12 protein-coding genes are annotated in these 15,213 nt (G+C 69.0%); 6 read left to right on the top strand and 6 right to left on the bottom strand.

Going from position 1 to position 15,213, the window contains the following annotated elements; all coding sequences use genetic code 11:
* The first annotated feature begins 193 nt into the window (after positions 1 to 193).
* Entirely contained in the window at positions 194 to 2,008 is a 1,815-nt protein-coding gene (locus FCI23_RS04235; protein WP_136722085.1) for a pyridoxal phosphate-dependent aminotransferase, read from the top strand.
* A 102-nt stretch (positions 2,009 to 2,110) separates the two neighbouring features.
* Positions 2,111 to 2,911, top strand: coding sequence for an intradiol ring-cleavage dioxygenase (locus FCI23_RS04230; protein WP_136722084.1), 801 nt, complete (start codon positions 2,111 to 2,113; stop codon positions 2,909 to 2,911).
* On the opposite strand, the gene FCI23_RS04225 is transcribed toward FCI23_RS04230, so the two are convergent.
* The gene (locus tag FCI23_RS04225) at positions 2,875 to 3,681 is read right to left on the bottom strand and encodes an EI24 domain-containing protein (protein ID WP_136722083.1); all 807 of its coding nucleotides are present in this window, start codon (positions 3,679 to 3,681) and stop codon (positions 2,875 to 2,877) included. The two genes, FCI23_RS04230 and FCI23_RS04225, sit on opposite strands and share 37 nt — an antisense overlap.
* Before the next feature lie 110 nt (positions 3,682 to 3,791).
* Complete coding sequence (locus FCI23_RS04220) at positions 3,792 to 4,778, bottom strand: hypothetical protein (RefSeq protein WP_136722082.1); 987 nt, start codon at positions 4,776 to 4,778, stop codon at positions 3,792 to 3,794.
* A gap of 411 nt (positions 4,779 to 5,189) precedes the next feature.
* Between FCI23_RS04220 and FCI23_RS04215 the strand changes: the two genes are divergently transcribed.
* The gene (locus FCI23_RS04215) at positions 5,190 to 6,485 is read left to right on the top strand and encodes a S53 family peptidase (protein ID WP_136722081.1); all 1,296 of its coding nucleotides are present in this window, start codon (positions 5,190 to 5,192) and stop codon (positions 6,483 to 6,485) included.
* A gap of 158 nt (positions 6,486 to 6,643) precedes the next feature.
* Here the strand turns inward: FCI23_RS04215 and arfA are convergent, their stop codons facing one another.
* A complete protein-coding gene (gene arfA / locus FCI23_RS04210; protein ID WP_136722080.1) occupies positions 6,644 to 8,296 on the bottom strand; it encodes an arabinosylfuranosidase ArfA in 1,653 nt (550 codons plus the stop codon).
* Positions 8,297 to 8,558: 262 nt separating this feature from the next.
* Between arfA and FCI23_RS04205 the strand changes: the two genes are divergently transcribed.
* Positions 8,559 to 10,703, top strand: coding sequence for a glycoside hydrolase family 36 protein (locus tag FCI23_RS04205; protein WP_136722079.1), 2,145 nt, complete (start codon positions 8,559 to 8,561; stop codon positions 10,701 to 10,703).
* 89 nt (positions 10,704 to 10,792) lie between these two features.
* Positions 10,793 to 11,533 carry a Clp protease N-terminal domain-containing protein gene (locus tag FCI23_RS04200; RefSeq protein WP_136722078.1) on the top strand — a complete coding sequence of 247 codons (741 nt, stop codon included), beginning with the start codon at positions 10,793 to 10,795 and terminating at the stop codon, positions 11,531 to 11,533.
* A gap of 10 nt (positions 11,534 to 11,543) precedes the next feature.
* On the opposite strand, the gene FCI23_RS04195 is transcribed toward FCI23_RS04200, so the two are convergent.
* Both FCI23_RS04195 and FCI23_RS04190 read right to left on the bottom strand, forming a co-directional pair.
* Positions 11,544 to 12,221, bottom strand: coding sequence for a class I SAM-dependent methyltransferase (locus tag FCI23_RS04195; protein WP_136722077.1), 678 nt, complete (start codon positions 12,219 to 12,221; stop codon positions 11,544 to 11,546).
* Positions 12,222 to 12,614: 393 nt separating this feature from the next.
* The gene (locus FCI23_RS04190) at positions 12,615 to 13,619 is read right to left on the bottom strand and encodes an NADP-dependent oxidoreductase (protein WP_136722076.1); all 1,005 of its coding nucleotides are present in this window, start codon (positions 13,617 to 13,619) and stop codon (positions 12,615 to 12,617) included.
* Between the two features lie 108 nt (positions 13,620 to 13,727).
* Between FCI23_RS04190 and FCI23_RS04185 the strand changes: the two genes are divergently transcribed.
* Positions 13,728 to 14,171 carry a MarR family winged helix-turn-helix transcriptional regulator gene (locus FCI23_RS04185; protein ID WP_136722075.1) on the top strand — a complete coding sequence of 148 codons (444 nt, stop codon included), beginning with the start codon at positions 13,728 to 13,730 and terminating at the stop codon, positions 14,169 to 14,171.
* Positions 14,172 to 14,219: 48 nt separating this feature from the next.
* Here the strand turns inward: FCI23_RS04185 and FCI23_RS04180 are convergent, their stop codons facing one another.
* Positions 14,220 to 15,182 (bottom strand): SDR family NAD(P)-dependent oxidoreductase, encoded by a 963-nt coding sequence (locus tag FCI23_RS04180; protein WP_136722074.1) that lies wholly within the window; start codon positions 15,180 to 15,182, stop codon positions 14,220 to 14,222.
* Between the last annotated feature and the right edge of the window lie 31 nt (positions 15,183 to 15,213).

Here is a 15,213-nt window from a genome sequence, read left to right as displayed (position 1 = left end):
ACTCAATGAGGCGCAAGTCGGTACGCATTAGCCCACATTCAAGCCCGGAGGCGGCATCTTAGTCGAAACGAGATACTCATGTCCCACAAACGCCACACAGGCCCCACACACGGGCTACATAGGGCACCATTTGAGGGCGAGGGGAAGCCACGGAACGCGGAGACGCGGTCCACGTGACCGAGGAGGTCCCGACGTGACTGTCGCAACTGTCGGTAATGCCGGTAACGGCAATGCCGCGGAGCTCTTTCGCTCGAGCACCGCGCACAGCCCGTCAATTTTTGCCTTGGAGCGCGCAGGCGGCGGCACGGGCAAGAGCGTCGACTTCGGCATCCCCTGCAACCCGTACTTCCCGACCCCCGCCATGTTCGACCAGTTGGGTAGCAGGCTGCGCGACATACTCACGCATTACCCAAGCAGCGCGGACACAATCATTACGGAGCTCTGCTCGACCCTCGGCCTGAATCCGCAGACGGTGGCGATGGGCAACGGCTCCACCGAACTGATCACATGGATCGACCACCTGCTGATCCGGGAAAGCATGGCCACGCCCATCCCCACCTTCGGCCGCTGGACCGACCAGCCGATGGAGACGGGCAAGCGGGTCGATATGTTCCTGCTGCCGGAGGCGAACGGTTTTGGGCTCGACCCGGCCGCGTTCGTCTCCTTCGTACGTGCCAGAGGCTCGCGCACCGCGGTGATCTGCAACCCCAACAACCCCGACGGGGGCTATCTGCACAAGCACCAGGTCGTGCAGATGATGGACGCGCTCGCGGATCTGGACCTGGTGGTGATCGACGAGTCGTTCCTCGACTTCGTGGACGCCGAGGCCAACCCCAGCGTCGTACATGAGGCCGCGGTGCGCCCCAACGTCATCGTCCTGAAGAGCCTCGGCAAGAACTTCGGCCTGCACGGCGTGCGCTTCGGCTACCTCGTCGCCAACCCGGCACTCGCGGGCAAGATCCGCAAGGCGGTGCCGAAGTGGAACCTCAATTCCTTCGCCGAGGTCGTCGTCTTCATGCTCAAGGAGTACCGGCAGGAGTACGCCGAGAGCCTGCGCAAGCTCTCGCGCGACCGCCAGGAGATGTCATGGCAGCTCGCGGCGCTGCCCGGCGTGACCGTCTACCCCTCCCAGGGAAACTTCATCTTCATCAAGCTGCCGGACGGCGTCGACGGGCGCGTGCTGCGCGACCGGCTCTTCGCCGAGCACGGGGTGGTCATCCGCGAGTGCGGCAACAAGCTGGGCAGCAGCAGCAGTTTCGTCAGACTCGTGGTCCGCTCCCAGGCGGACGTGCAGCAGCTGCTGGTCGCGCTGAGCAATGTGCTCTACGGGGGCAGCTGGTACGCGGCACCGCAGTCCGGCGGGGAGTGGCAGGTCCAGCAGGCCCAGCCCCAGCAGGTGCAGCAGGCCCAGCAGCAGGCCGCTCCGGTGCAGCAGCAGCCCGCGGCTCCGGTACCGCAGCTGATGCCCGCCCAGCCGCCCGTCGAGTCCTTCGTCATGCCGCAGGCACCGCAGCCGCAGGCGCCGCAGCCCGCCTCCGCGGCGGCGCTGATGCCCGTAGAGGCGTATCCGCAACAGCAGCGCGAGTCGTACCCGATGCAGCAGCAGCGCGAGGCCTACCCGGCGCAACAGCAGCGTGAGGCCTATCCCGCGCAACAGCAGCAGCGTGAGGCGTATCCGGCCCAGCAGCAGCGTGAGGCCTACCCCGCCCAGCAGCAGCGTGACCTCTACGCCGCCCAGCAGCCCACTCCCACAACGCTGATACCGGCCGTGCCCGCCGCCGATCTGTATGCCGCCGCACCGGCGCCCCAGCAGCAGCCGCTCTACTCCGCCCCCTCGCAGTCCCAGACCCAGGTGCAGCCGCAGCCCTCACCCGACTGGTACGCCGCCCCGGCGCAGCTGGCCCCCGACCGGTACGCGTCGGCGCCGCCGCAGCCGCCGACCACCGAGTGGAACGGCACGCCGCTTCCCACCATGAGTGGCGTACTGGCGCCGGCCAAACGGGGGTAGGCGTCGGGGGATCCGGTGCGTTTCCGGCCAACCTGCCGCACATATGAAACGCACAGTCCGCTGAGACGGTACCCACAGCAACCGACCCTAGTTTCCGTGTTCATGACACTACCCCCCACGAACCAGCAGCCCTCGGCGCACAGCCGCCGCAGTGTCCTCGCCGCCGGAACCACAGCGGCCGCCGCGTTAGGTCTCGGCGCCGCCGGGCTCGCCACGATCGGCGCCGGACCGGCTTCCGCCGCGCCTGCGACACACTCGGGCGGCGCCCCCAACGCCGCCGTGGACGCCGCCGCTGTGTGCACCCTCTTCGCAGAGGTCACCGAGGGCCCGTACTACCTCTCCGTCGGCCTCGTACGTGCCGACGTCACCGAAGGCAAGGCGGGCATCCCGCTCAAGCTCGCGCTCACCGTCGTGAACAGCACCACCTGCGTGGTGCTGCCCAACGCGCTGGTCGAGATCTGGCACTGCGACGCGCTCGGCGAGTACTCCGGCTTCGTCGGCGCCAACGGCCACAGCGAGGCCGACGACGGTACCTTCCTGCGCGGCGGAGTCCTCACCGACTCGGCCGGCCTGGCCTCCATCACCACGATCTACCCCGGCTGGTACCGCGGCCGGGCCATCCACATCCACATCAAGGTGCACACCGGCGTCACCGTCTCAAACGGCACGTACACCGGCGGCACCGTCGTCAACACCGGCCAGCTCTTCTTCAGCGAGACGGTGACCACGGCCGTGGCCAAGTTGTCCCCGTACTCCACCAACACCGTCACCCGCACCACCCTCAGCCAGGACAGCATCTACGGCGGCGGAGGCGCGCAGGACGGCCTGCTCACGCTCGCCGCGCTGGGCAGCTCGGCCTCGTCCGGCTACTCGGGCACGCTCACGCTCGGCGTCGCGTCCTGACCCTCGTCCCCGTCATCCCCGGCGCCACTTTCCTCGTAGGGCATCAGATCCCGTACGAGGAAAGTGGCGCCCGCTACTGCCCCCGGCATCAGGAAGACCGCGACCAGCGGTACGAGAAAGGCCAGCGCCAGCGGCACGCCGAAGCCCAGCGCCAGCCCCATCCGCCCGCGCAGCAGCCGCAGCCGGTCGCGCAGCGGCACCGACCGCCGCTGAAAGGGGACGCCGGTGAGCTCCAGTGCGAGGAAGAAGCCGGAGACGGCGAAGCCGACGACCGGGACGACGGTCTGGCCGATGACCGGAATGAAGCCCGCCGCGAAGAGCACGACCGCGAACGCGGCGACGCGCAGCAGCACCCGTAGGCTGTCGCGCGCCGACCGGAACAGCTCACGCCAGAGCGGCAGTCCGGGGGCGGGCGGGGCGCCGCCCTCGGATTCGTCGACGCGCCCGGAGATGGCCTCGTAGAACGGATCGCCGACCAGCAGCGTGACCGCGGTGAAGGACAGCACCGCGAGCAGCAGTCCGCCGCCGAAGAGCACGGCCGTGAGCAACCCCCGGAACAGCCCCTGCCAGGGTGAGCCCCAGCCGTCGGCGAAGGGCGTGGCCCAGGCCGTGAGGTCGCCGGCCCAGAAGGCGAGGGCGACGAGCGCGGCCACGTAACCGACGAAGGTGATCAGGGCGGGTAGCAGCCCGATTCCGTAGGCTCCGCCATTGCGTGCCACCCATCGCTGGCCATGGGCCAAGTGCCGTATACCGGCCGCAAGATCTCGCATGGGGCGCAGCGTAGCCAATCGCGGGGCGCGCCCCTCCCCGGGCGGGAGCCGACCGGGCTCGCTTTCGCCGACTGGACGGCGAAAGCGAGCCCGGGCCCGATGGAGTCCTGTTAGACCACCGTTTCGCAGCTCACCGTGCCCGAGGAGCCGGAATCGAGGAGGCAGACGTCCTGGCCGGCGTCGCCGCGGACCGTGCCGGTGTTGGCGGCGCCGGCCTTGGCGGTGCGGGTGCTGCCGCTGCGGGTGTTGATGCCGAGGCCGATGCCGGCGTTGACGCCCACACCGGCATTGATACCCACACCAGCGTTGATACCCACACCGGCGTTGATACCGACACCGGCGTTAACGCCCACACCGGGACTGACCACGCCGATAACCGGACTGACGCCCACACCAGGACTCACCACCCCGACACCGGGACTCACCACCCCGATAACCGGACTGACGCCCACACCAGGGCTCACCACGCCAATACCCGGACTGACACTCACACCAGGACTCACCACCCCGACACCGGGACTCACCACCCCGATAACCGGACTGACACTCACACCAGGACTCACCACCCCGATACCCGGACTCACGCCCACACCAGGACTCACCACCCCGATACCCGGGCCGATGCCCACACCGGCGTTGATGCCGATGCCGAGGTCGTTGGCGTCATCGCTGCCCACGAAGATGACATCGGCCGCGTCGCCACCGCTGATGGTGCCGGTGTTGTAGCCCTCGACGTCGATGATGTCGGCGCCTCCGGCGCCGTAGATGGTGCCGGCGTTACCGCCCTCGACATCGATCAGGTCGCCGGCGTCGCCGCCGTAGATGATGCCGGCGTTGCCGCCCTTGACGTCGATCAGGTCGACGCCGCCGAAACCGTTGATGATGACACCGGCCGGCACGCCGTGCTCACATTCGATGAAGTCCGCTCCGGCTGTGCCGTTGATGACGGTGCCGTGGGTGACGACGCCATTGACCGTGCAGGTGGCAACGAGCTCCTGAGCCTGGGCGGCGGTACCTGAGGCCAGTACGTAGCCGGCGACGAGGGCGATCGCGGCGCCGGCCGGGGCGAGGCGGGGCGATACATGGACACGGACCATGGTCTCTGCTCCTTCCGGGCGAGCACTGAGGTAGGTCCGGCCGCCCGAGATAAAAGGCGCCTTTGTGACGCCATATATGAGGAGCGTTACGCCCTGACTGGCCGTCCGCAATCACAGCGGATCAACCAGGTGAATCCCTGATTCCGCTGTGCGTGAGGTAAACCCCACCCCCTGACCGACTCTTGATGCGGCAAAGCGGTGGTCTGGCTTCCGCAAGGCCCCTTGTTGTTGCGGACACCTCAAGCCATGTTCATCTGCGGGCCCTAAAGGCCCGGCCTTACCCGGCAGCTACCCGGCCGTACCTGTCACCTCCACCGCGCCCACCCACTCACCTGCCCGCCCCGGCCACCCTCGCCGACGCGGCAGCGCACCCGCACCGCCCCTGTCCCAACACTTCCAGGAGGCAGTACGTTGCGCATCACACCCCCCACCAGATGGCGCCGCATAGCCGCGGCCGCTACCGCCACCGCAGCGCTCGTCTTCACCGGCCTCGGCGCCGCATCGGCCGCCGACGCCAGGACCACCGTGGCAAAGGTGACCCCCAAGGTCACCTGGACCAAGGCGTGTTCCGCGCCCAAGGCAGGCGCTGCCGCCTGCAACGCCAAACGGGTGACCGGCGGCACCACCGAGTACATGGCCGAGCAGGCCGCCAGGAAGGGCGTCACGCCCGCGGCCGCAAACGCCGCTACCCCCTCCGGCTTCGGGCCGACCGACCTCTGGTCCGCCTACGGGCTCACCTCGGCCGCCGCGTCCAACGGATCCGGCGAGACCATCGCCATCGTCGACGCCTATGACGACCCCAACGCCGAAGCGGATCTGGCCACTTACCGCTCGTACTACGGCCTCTCCGCCTGCACCACCGCCAACGGCTGCTTCAAGAAGGTGAGCCAGACCGGCTCCACCACCTCGCTGCCGGCGGGCAACACCGGCTGGGCCGAGGAGATCTCACTCGACGTCGACATGGCCAGCGCCATCTGCCCCAAGTGCAACATCCTGCTCGTCGAGGCGAGTTCCGCCAGCTACGCCAACCTCGGTACCGCGGTCAATAGGGCCGTCACCCTGGGCGCCAAGTACGTCTCCAACAGCTACGGCGGCTCCGACTCCTCCTCGGACTCCACGTACGACAGCCTGTACTACAACCACCCCGGTGTCGCCGTCACCGTCAGCTCGGGGGACGCCGCCTACGGCGTTGAATATCCGGCCTCCTCCCAGTACGTCACCGCCGTCGGCGGCACCGCACTGACCAAGGCGACCTCCACCACCCGGGGCTGGACCGAGTCGGTCTGGAAGACCAGCAGCACTGAGGGCGCGGGCTCCGGCTGCTCCTCGTACGAGACCAAGCCCACCTGGCAGACCGACACCGGCTGCACCAAGCGCATCGTCGCCGATGTCTCTGCCGTCGCCGACCCCGCCACCGGCGTCTCGGTCTACGACTCCTACGGCATCACCGCCGGCTGGTACACCTTCGGCGGCACCAGCGTCTCCTCCCCGATCATTGCCAGCGTCTACGCTCTCGCCGGCACCCCCTCCACCGGCTCCTACCCGGCCAAGTTCCCCTACAGCCACGCCGGCACGTCCGCCCTCAACGACGTGACGACCGGCAACAACGGCACCTGCACCACCTCGTACTTCTGCACCGCCACCACCGGCTACGACGGTCCGACCGGCTGGGGCACCCCGGAAGGAGTGACGGCCTTCGCGGGCTGACGCGGGATACGGATCCGCACGGATGGGGCCCGCCTCCTTCAGGGAGGCGGGCCCCCCTTGTCGTGCCTCGCCGGGGCATGGGCGGGGCATGGTCGGCCTTTGCCGGCGCCGTCGGGCCGCGGGAACTCCCCGTCGCCCGGCGGCGCTGACCGCCCGGCTCACGCCAGCCGGATGACGTTCCAGCTGAGCGGCTCCAGGACGGCGCGCAGCGCACCGTCCTGGACCACCGTGCCGGCGGCCGTGCGCGGGATGACGCGCTCGGGCTCGGCGGCGGTGTTGACGGCCTCGGGGTCGCTGTCGGCCAGGACGCTGTGCTCGACGACGCCCGTCGCCGCGATGCCCCGCAGGTCTATCTCCAGCGGCAGCGCGTCGGTCTGGCTGCGGTTGACGGCGAAGACGGTGACGGCGCCCGTCGAGTCGTCGATGACGGCGGTGGCATGGAGGACGTCGACATCGCCGAAGCGCTCGGTCTCGTACTTCGGACTGTCGACGTTGACCTGCAAGACCCGGCCGCGCCCGTACTTCGACGCCTGGGCGAAGGGGTAGAAGGTGGTCTGCTTCCAGGCCGCGCCGCCCGGCTCGGTCATGATGGGGGCGATGACGTTGACGAGCTGGGCGAGGCACGCGATCGTGACGCGGTCGGCATGCCGGAGCAGCGCGATGAGCAAGGACCCGAAGACGACGGCGTCGGTGACGGAGTAGACGTCCTCCAGGATGCGGGGGGCCTCCTGCCAGTCCTCGACCTGGTGGGGGCTGGGCCGCTTCTGGTACCAGACGTTCCATTCGTCGAAGGAGAGGTTGATCCGCTTCTTCGACTTCAGCCGCGCGCCGACGTGGTCACAGGTCGCGACGACGTTCTCGATGAAGGACTCCATGTCCACGGCCGAGGCCAGGAAGGAGTCGCGGTCGCCGTCGTGCTCCTCGTAGTAGGCGTGCAGGGAGATGTAGTCGACCAGGTCATAGGTGTGCTGGAGGACGGTGGACTCCCAGGCCGCGAAGGTGTCCAAGCCCTGGCTGGAGCTGCCGCAGGCGACGAACTTCAGGTCCTCGCTCCAGTCCTGCTGGCGCATGGCGCGGGCGGTCTCGGCGGCGAGCCGTCCGTACTCCTCGGCGGTCTTGTGGCCGGTCTGCCAGTCGCCGTCGACCTCGTTGCCGAGGCACCACAGACGGATCCCGAAGGGCTCCTTGTCGCCGTGCGCGATGCGCTGGTCGGACCTGGCGGTGCCCGAGGGGTGGTTGGCGTACTCCTGGAGCTCCAGGGCCTCCTGGACGCCCCTGGTGCCGAGGTTGACGGCGAGCAGCGGTTCGCCGCCGACCTTGCGGAGGAAGTGGATGTACTCGCTCAGCCCGAACCGGTTGGTCTCCGTGGAGCGCCAGGCGAGGTCGAGGCGGCGCGGGCGCTCGTCCTTCGGGCCGACGCTGTCCTCCCACTTGTAGCCGGAGACGAAGTTGCCCCCGGGGTAGCGGATCACGGTCGTACCGAGTTCGCGGACGAGGTCCAGGACGTCCTGGCGCAGGCCCTTGGCGTCGGCGGTGGGGTGGCCGGGCTCGTAGATGCCGGTGTAGACGCAGCGGCCGAGGTGTTCGACGAACGAGCCGAAGAGCCGGGGGTCGACCTTGCCGACGGCGAAGGCTGGGTCGATGGTGAAGCGGGCGGGTAGGGCGGGAGAAGAGGCGCCGGGTAGGGCGGGAGAAGAGGCGCCGGGTAGGGCGGGAGAAGAGGCGCCGGGTAGGGCGGGAGAAGAGGCGCCGGGTAGGGCGGGAGAAGAGGCGCCGGGTAGGGCGGGAGAAGACGGGGCGGTGCTGGACATGGGGTCCTTTCTCGGGGGAGCGTCGCGGGTGCGGGGAGAATGCTCCATTGCGCCTCCCGTTGTTCGAAATATCGAATTCTGCTCGTAACTTCGAACGGGAAAATAGAGTTGAAGTTGTTGCACGTCAACGCCTCTGACCGATTTCGACCGCACTTCATTCACTTGCGTGCATGGTCATTGACGTGACGATAGAAAGCCCTTACTGTCGTCGCGCCAGGATCTCCTACGGCAGACGATACTTCGGACACTGCGGGAGCGATGCGTGTACGCATACGTACTGGATGACTTGACCGTCCACTACTCCGGCGATTTCACCGGCGACCCGGCGACCGGGACCCTCGGCCTGGAAATCCTCCCCACCACCCTCGCGGACGCCGCCGCCGGGCCCCGCGACCGGATCGACGAGGCCGCCGCCCGCCACCACCCCGACACCGGCCCCGCCCGCACCGTGGAGCCGCTCGCGGCAGCCGCGCGACCGGGTGACGCGGTGCACGAGCCGTTCGCGGGCGGTCACACCCTGCGCCGCAGCGAGACGGCGGCGGGACTGCGGGTGCGTCGCCACGAGCCGTCGGCCGCGAGCAGCATCACCACCACGGACGCCGCGCCCATCACCACCATCACCATCACCACTGAGCTCGCCACCGGCGACGGTCTGGCGCTGGTGCACCGCCTCAGCCATCGCGCGGGCGACCCCTTCGTCCGCGTACGCACCAGCGCGGTGAACGAGGGCACCGAGCCGGTGGTGCTGGACCTTCTGACCTCCTTCACCCTCACCGGCCTCACCCCCTTCGCCGCCGGCGACGCCCCCGGCCGGCTCGTCGTCCACCGCATCCGGTCGGCCTGGAGCGCCGAGGCCCGGCTCGTCTCCGAGTCCGTCGAGCAGCTGGGCCTGGAGCGCCCGTACGTCAACATCGGCACAGTCGCCGAACGCTTCGGCGTCACCGGCACCATGCCCTCCGCCGGCTGGATGCCCTTCCTCGCCATCGAGGACACGGCGATCGGCGTCCTGTGGGGCGTCCAGCTCGCCGCCGGAGGCCCCTGGCAGCTGGAACTGGTCCGCTCCCGCGACGCCCTCGCCATCGGCGGCGGCCCCGCCGACCACGACTTCGGCCACTGGCGGCACACCCTCGCCCCCGGCGAGACCTACGACGCCCCGGAGGCGGTGCTCACCGCTGTCCACGGCGACCTCGACGCCCTCTGCGCCCGCCTCACCGCCGCCCAGGCCGGCCATCCGCGCCCGGCGCTGGAGCCCGAGCTCCCCATCCAGTTCAACGAGTACGCCACCACCTGGGGCAACCCCACCCATGAGCGCGTCCTCGGCCTCGCCGACCGCCTCCAGGGCAGCGGCGTCCGCTACTTCACCATCGACTGCGGCTGGTTCAGCGACCCCGGCACCAACTGGGGCCGCAGCCACGGCGACTGGGAGCCGAGCACGGTCCGCTTCCCCGGCGGCCTCGCCGCCACCGCCCGCGCCCTGCGGACACGCGGCTTCGTGCCGGGCCTGTGGTGGGAGCCCGAGACCGCCGGCGAGCTGTCCAAGGCATACGCCGACCCCGACCTCCACCTCCCGCAGCACGTCGCCGCCCGGCACTTCCTGGACCTGCGCCGCCCGGAGGTCGCCGGGCTGTTGCTCGACCGGATGACCGCGCTGCTGCGCGACGGCGACTTCGGCTACCTCAAGATCGACTACAACGCGAACCTCACCGGACCCGACGGCACGACCGTCCGCCAACTCACGGACGCGTCCAGGCGATTCATCCAGGACCTCTCCGCCCGCCTCCCCGACCTCGTCATCGAGAACTGCTCCGGCGGCGGCCACCGCATCGACCCCGCCTACGCCGGTATCACCGCCGTCTCCTCCGGCTCCGACGCCTTCGAGGCCCGCGAGGCACCGGTCATCGCGGCCAACCTGCACCGGGTGCTGCTCCCCCGCCAGTCACTGGTCTGGGTCACCCTTCGCGCCGAAGATCCCGAGCCCGCGCTCATCTCCAAGCTCGCCGCCGGCTTCCTCGGCCGCATGTGCCTCTCCGGCGACCCCGACCGGCTCGACGAGGAGCAATGGCGCGTCGTGCGGCGTGCCCTGGCCCTCTACGAGGAGGCCGCCCCCCTCATCGCCGACGGCACCAGTCTGCAAGGCGGCACCCGCCCACCCCACGCCATGCGCAACCCCACCGGCTGGCAGTCCGTCCTCCGCCTCTCCCCCGACCGCCGCCAAGCCCTCGCCGTCCTCCACACCTTCGACGCCCCCGGCGACTCCGCCACCGTCGCCCTCCCGGCCGGTGCCTGGACCGCCTCCGCCACCCTCACGCCCTCCGGCACCCCCCTCACCATCGCCGGGCCGCGCCTGCGCTGGCACCACCCGGCCCCCTGGTCCGGGGCGGTGGCTCTGCTGAGCCGAGCGGGCTGAAGTCCCGACCGTCCCGGTCACGGGCCCGGAGCCGCGTTTTCGTCAACCTAGGGTTGACGATCCAGGAGGCGTCAACCTATGGTTGACGCATGACGAATCCAACCCGCATGACGAATCCGGTGCGGCTCGACGACTTGATCGAGGCCATCAAGAAGGTTCACTCCGACGCTCTGGAACAGCTCTCCGACGCGGTCATCGCCGCCGATCACCTCGGGGAGGTGGCTGACCATCTGATCGGCCACTTCGTGGATCAGGCGAGGCGCTCTGGCGCGTCCTGGACGGACATCGGCAGGAGCATGGGGGTCACCAAACAGGCAGCTCAGAAACGGTTCGTTCCGAAGGCCCCCGGTGAACCGTCGGATCTCGATCCCAGCCAGGGATTCGGCCGGTTCACCGAGCGGGCGAGGAACGTCATCATGGCGGCGCAGAACGAGGCCCATGCGGCAGGCAATGACGAGATCGGCCCCGAACACCTGGTGCTTGGGCTCCTGAGCGAGCCGGAAGCGCTCGCCGCAGCGGCGATCGTCGCGCAAGGCGTGACGCTGGAAGCCGTCCGGCAGAGCGTAACCACGGCGCTGCCGCCGTCGGCCGACCAGGTCCCCGAGCTCATCCCGTATGACGCACGGGGGCGAAAGGTGCTGGAACTCACATTCCGGGAGGCCCTGAGGATGGGCCACAACTACATCGGGACCGAGCACATCCTGCTCGCGCTGCTGGAACTCGAAGACGGCACGGGCGTGCTCACCGGCCTCGGCATCGACAAGGCGACCGCCGAAGCGAACATCGCCCACGCCCTGGCCGCCATCCTCGCCGCGCGCGAACAGAATTGACTCGCAGCAGTCAACCGGCGGAAGCGCGGTGAGGCGATGCCGGCTTGCGGACCAGGATCTGGATCCCCGCTGACTCGTGGCCATTCATCGTGGCCACCGTGATACGCCGGGTGTCGATGGGCTCGAAACCGGCGAGCAGGGAGGAGAACCACTCGCTCGAGTGGTGTCGGCAGACCGCTCCGTCGCCGGTCTCGAACACGCCATAGGTGCCATAGCGTTCGGCGAACTGCTCGTACCGATCGCGATTGCGCCCGTCATCCTGCAAGAGCAGGTCGCTGACGTACAGCAGCCCTCCGGGCTTCAGGACGCGAGCCAGCTCGCCGACCAATGCGCGTTGCGCGTCATCGCCGGGAACGCAGGTCAGCACCGCGAAGAGCAGGGTTACGTCGACGCCGGCATCCGGGACGGTCAAGGTCGGCGGCGCATCCAGCACATCAAAGCGCATCGCGGGGTGCAGGTCGCGGGCCCGGGCGATCATCCCTGATGAGGCATCGACGCCCGCCAGGTTGTCGAATCCGCGCTGTTCGAGCACAGCCATGGTCCGGCCGTATCCGCAGCCGTAGTCAAGGACTGCGGCATGCCGGCTCACGCCGTCCAGCCACGGCAGATGCACCGGATGGGTGAACGCCTTGGTCGCGGCTGCGGCATCCCAATAGGCGACCTGGGTGTCGAGGTCGGCGTCGGACATGGCGTATGTCTCCCTGCGATCGCCGCGCACTCACCGGGCGCCGCCTGTCGGGTTGTCTTCGGGTACAGGAATCAGGTTACGGCGGTCACGACGGTTGCGACGTATCCGTTGCGGGCCGCACACGCGGGGGACGCAGAGTGGGAGCGAGGTGCGCGCGCTCCGGCGCCGACGCTCCGGTGGGGCCATTTCGGCGTGACCGGCTGACTACTCGGCCGGTATCCCGGCGGCGAGCCCGGTCGCTTACGGCCGGGTCAAGTTGACAGGTCATAGCTCCCCTGCGCTCGATCAACTTGGCGGAATCCCTTGGCATGAGCGGTGCTGTGAGGATCCTGCGCCCGTGACCCCATACACAGGTAAGGACCGCACCCCACACGGCGCGGTCCTTACCCGGTGTCAGCCGACCTTCACGATCATCTTGCCGGTGTTCTCACCGCGCAGCATGCCGAGGAAGGCCTCCAGGTTGTTCTCGATGCCCTCGACAACGGTCTCGCGGTAGTGCAACTTGCCCTCGCGGAGCCAGCTGCCGACCTCGGCGACGAACTGCGGCTGGAGGTCGAAGTGGTCACGGACGAGCATGCCGCGCAGGGTGAGCCGCTTGCCGATGATCTGCCCCATGTTGCGCGGGCCGGGAGTGGGCTCGGTGTCGTTGTATGTGGCGATGGCGCCGCACAGGGTGGCGCGGCCGTGTACACGCAGCGCGCCGATCGCGGCTTCCAGGTGTTCGCCGCCGACGTTGTCGAAGTAGACGTCGATGCCTTCGGGGGCGGCGGCCGCGAGCTGCTCGGCGACGGGGCCGTGCTTGTAGTTGAAGGCGGCGTCGAATCCGTACTCCTCGACAAGGAGCTTGACCTTCTCGTCCGAGCCGGCGCTGCCGACGACCCGCGAGGCACCCTTGAGCTTGGCGATCTGGCCGGCCTCGCTGCCGACCGCGCCCGCCGCGCCGGAGACGAAGACGGCGTCGCCCTCCTTGAACTCCGCCGTCCGCAGCAGACCCGCGTAGGCGGTCAGGCCCGTCATGCCGAGCACGCCGAGGTACGCGCTGAGCGGCGCCTGCTCGGGGTCGACCTTCACGGCCTGCTTGGCGTCGACGACGGCGTACTCGCGCCAGCCGAAGGAGTGCAGCACATGGTCACCGACGGCGAAACCCTCGGCGTTGGACGCGACGACCTGTCCGACGGCGCCGCCCTGCATCGGCTGGTTGAGCTCGAAGGGCGGCAGGTACGACTTGGCGTCGTTCATCCGGCCACGCATGTAGGGGTCCACGGAGAGATACAGATTGCGCACCAGGATCTGGCCGGGGCCAGGCTCAGGGATCTCGGTCTCGACGAGGGCGAAGTCCTCGGGCTTGGGCCAGCCGTGGGGGCGGGCGACGAGGTGCCATTCACGGTTCTTCGGCATGAGTGTTGCCTCCTTCCGCCACAGCTTGACCATGGCAAAGGTCGATGTCCTTAAATAACCATGCTCATGGATGTTTCATGTTGTCAAGTAAGTCGCTACCCTCGTGTCATGGCCAGTCGCAGCGATCCGCTCACCCTGGAGGTCGTTGACCTCATCGCGACCGTCGTCGCGCGCTATCACGAGGAGTACGAGGATGCCGCTTCCCAGCACAGGCTCACGGGAGCCCAGGCGCGCGTCCTGGCACTACTTTCCCGTGAGCCGATACCCATGCGGCGGATCGCCCAACTGCTGAAGTGCGAGCCGTCGAACGTCACCGGGATCGTGGACCGGCTTGAGGTCCGTGGCCTCGCCGAACGCCGCCCCGACCCCACGGACCGCCGGATCAAGCTGGCCGCCGCGACCGCCGAGGGCCGCGAGACCGCCCAGCGTCTGCGTGGGTCGCTGAACTTCGCCAAGGAGCCGCTGGCCGGGCTGACGGAGGAGCAGCGCACTGTGCTGCGGGATCTGCTCCGCAGGATGCTGAACCTGCCGGACCAGCCGGATCTGCCTTAGCTGCGGATTACACCCGAGCCTCCGCGTTTATGGCGGCGCACACTCATCTCACGTCGTGGTGAAGGCATCGACCCCGGTGAGCTCGGCCGACAGCTTCCACAGCCGTGCGGCCCGCTCCGGATCAGTGGCCCAGCCGCTCACTCCGCTGCCCAGGACGGTGTCCTTCGCGGCGGGCTCGGCGATGTCGCAATCTTCGCAGTACACGCCGCCCATGCCTTCCAGCTGGGGTGAGGTCGCCGCCCACACCTGTGTCGCCGCGCCCTGTTCGGGCGTCTTCCAGCCGCTGTTCGTCGGGCTGGCGCCAATCGTCGCCGCCAGCTCTGCCAGCTCCTCCTGGGACATGTGGCGGGCCAGCTGTGTGGAGATGGTGCCAGGGTGCAGCGAGAACGCCCGTACCCCGGCGTCACGGCCCAGCGCGTCCAGATGCAGGGCGAACAAGGCGTTGGCCGTCTTCGCCTGCCCGTAAGCCTGCCACTTGTCGTATCCGTGCTCGAAGTGCACGTCGTCCCAGCGGATGTCCGAGAGCTGGTGTCCGTTGGAGGACACCGAAACCACCCGTGCGCCCCCTCGCGCGATCGCCGGCCACAGCCGGTTCACCAGCGCGAAGTGACCGAGGTGATTGGTGGCGAACTGGGCCTCCCAGCCGGGGCCGACACGCGTTTCCGGAGCGGCCATGATCCCGGCGTTGTTGATCACGATGTCGATCCCGCGGTCCGAGGCGAGGAAGCGCTCGGCGAGCGACCGCACGCTGTCGAGGTCTGTCAGGTCCAGCTCCTCCACCTCCACGCCGTCGATCCCGTTCACCGCCTCCTGGGCGGTGCCGCGGCGCCGGGCGGGGACGACGACGTGGGCTCCCGCGCCGGCGAGGGCCCGCGTCGTCTCCAAGCCCAGTCCCGAATAGCCACCGGTCACGATGGCGAGCTTGCCGGACAGGTCGATGCCCCGCAGAACATCACTCGCGGTGCTTCGAACTCCGAATCCAGTGTTGATCTTGCGCTGTTCAGTGGTCATGCACCGAACCTACGGATTAGAGCGCGCTCCA

This window comes from Actinacidiphila oryziradicis (assembly GCF_005047355.1).
Lineage (GTDB): Bacteria > Actinomycetota > Actinomycetes > Streptomycetales > Streptomycetaceae > Actinacidiphila > Actinacidiphila oryziradicis.
The sequence above is the reverse complement of the archived record's forward strand: the minus strand, read 5'-3'. Positions and strand labels throughout refer to the sequence as shown.

Bases quoted from the DNA above. Each gene is read 5' to 3' on its own strand.
- FCI23_RS04195 (WP_136722077.1), bottom strand. From the start codon at position 12,221: ATGTCCGACGCCGACCTCGACACCCAGGTCGCCTATTGGGATGCCGCA.
- FCI23_RS04230 (WP_136722084.1), top strand. From the start codon at position 2,111: ATGACACTACCCCCCACGAACCAGCAGCCCTCGGCGCACAGCCGCCGC.
- FCI23_RS04190 (WP_136722076.1), bottom strand. From the start codon at position 13,619: ATGCCGAAGAACCGTGAATGGCACCTCGTCGCCCGCCCCCACGGCTGG.
- FCI23_RS04180 (WP_136722074.1), bottom strand. From the start codon at position 15,182: ATGACCACTGAACAGCGCAAGATCAACACTGGATTCGGAGTTCGAAGC.
- FCI23_RS04225 (WP_136722083.1), bottom strand. From the start codon at position 3,681: ATGCGAGATCTTGCGGCCGGTATACGGCACTTGGCCCATGGCCAGCGA.
- arfA (WP_136722080.1), bottom strand. From the start codon at position 8,296: ATGTCCAGCACCGCCCCGTCTTCTCCCGCCCTACCCGGCGCCTCTTCT.
- FCI23_RS04185 (WP_136722075.1), top strand. From the start codon at position 13,728: ATGGCCAGTCGCAGCGATCCGCTCACCCTGGAGGTCGTTGACCTCATC.
- FCI23_RS04220 (WP_136722082.1), bottom strand. From the start codon at position 4,778: ATGGTCCGTGTCCATGTATCGCCCCGCCTCGCCCCGGCCGGCGCCGCG.
- FCI23_RS04200 (WP_136722078.1), top strand. From the start codon at position 10,793: ATGACGAATCCAACCCGCATGACGAATCCGGTGCGGCTCGACGACTTG.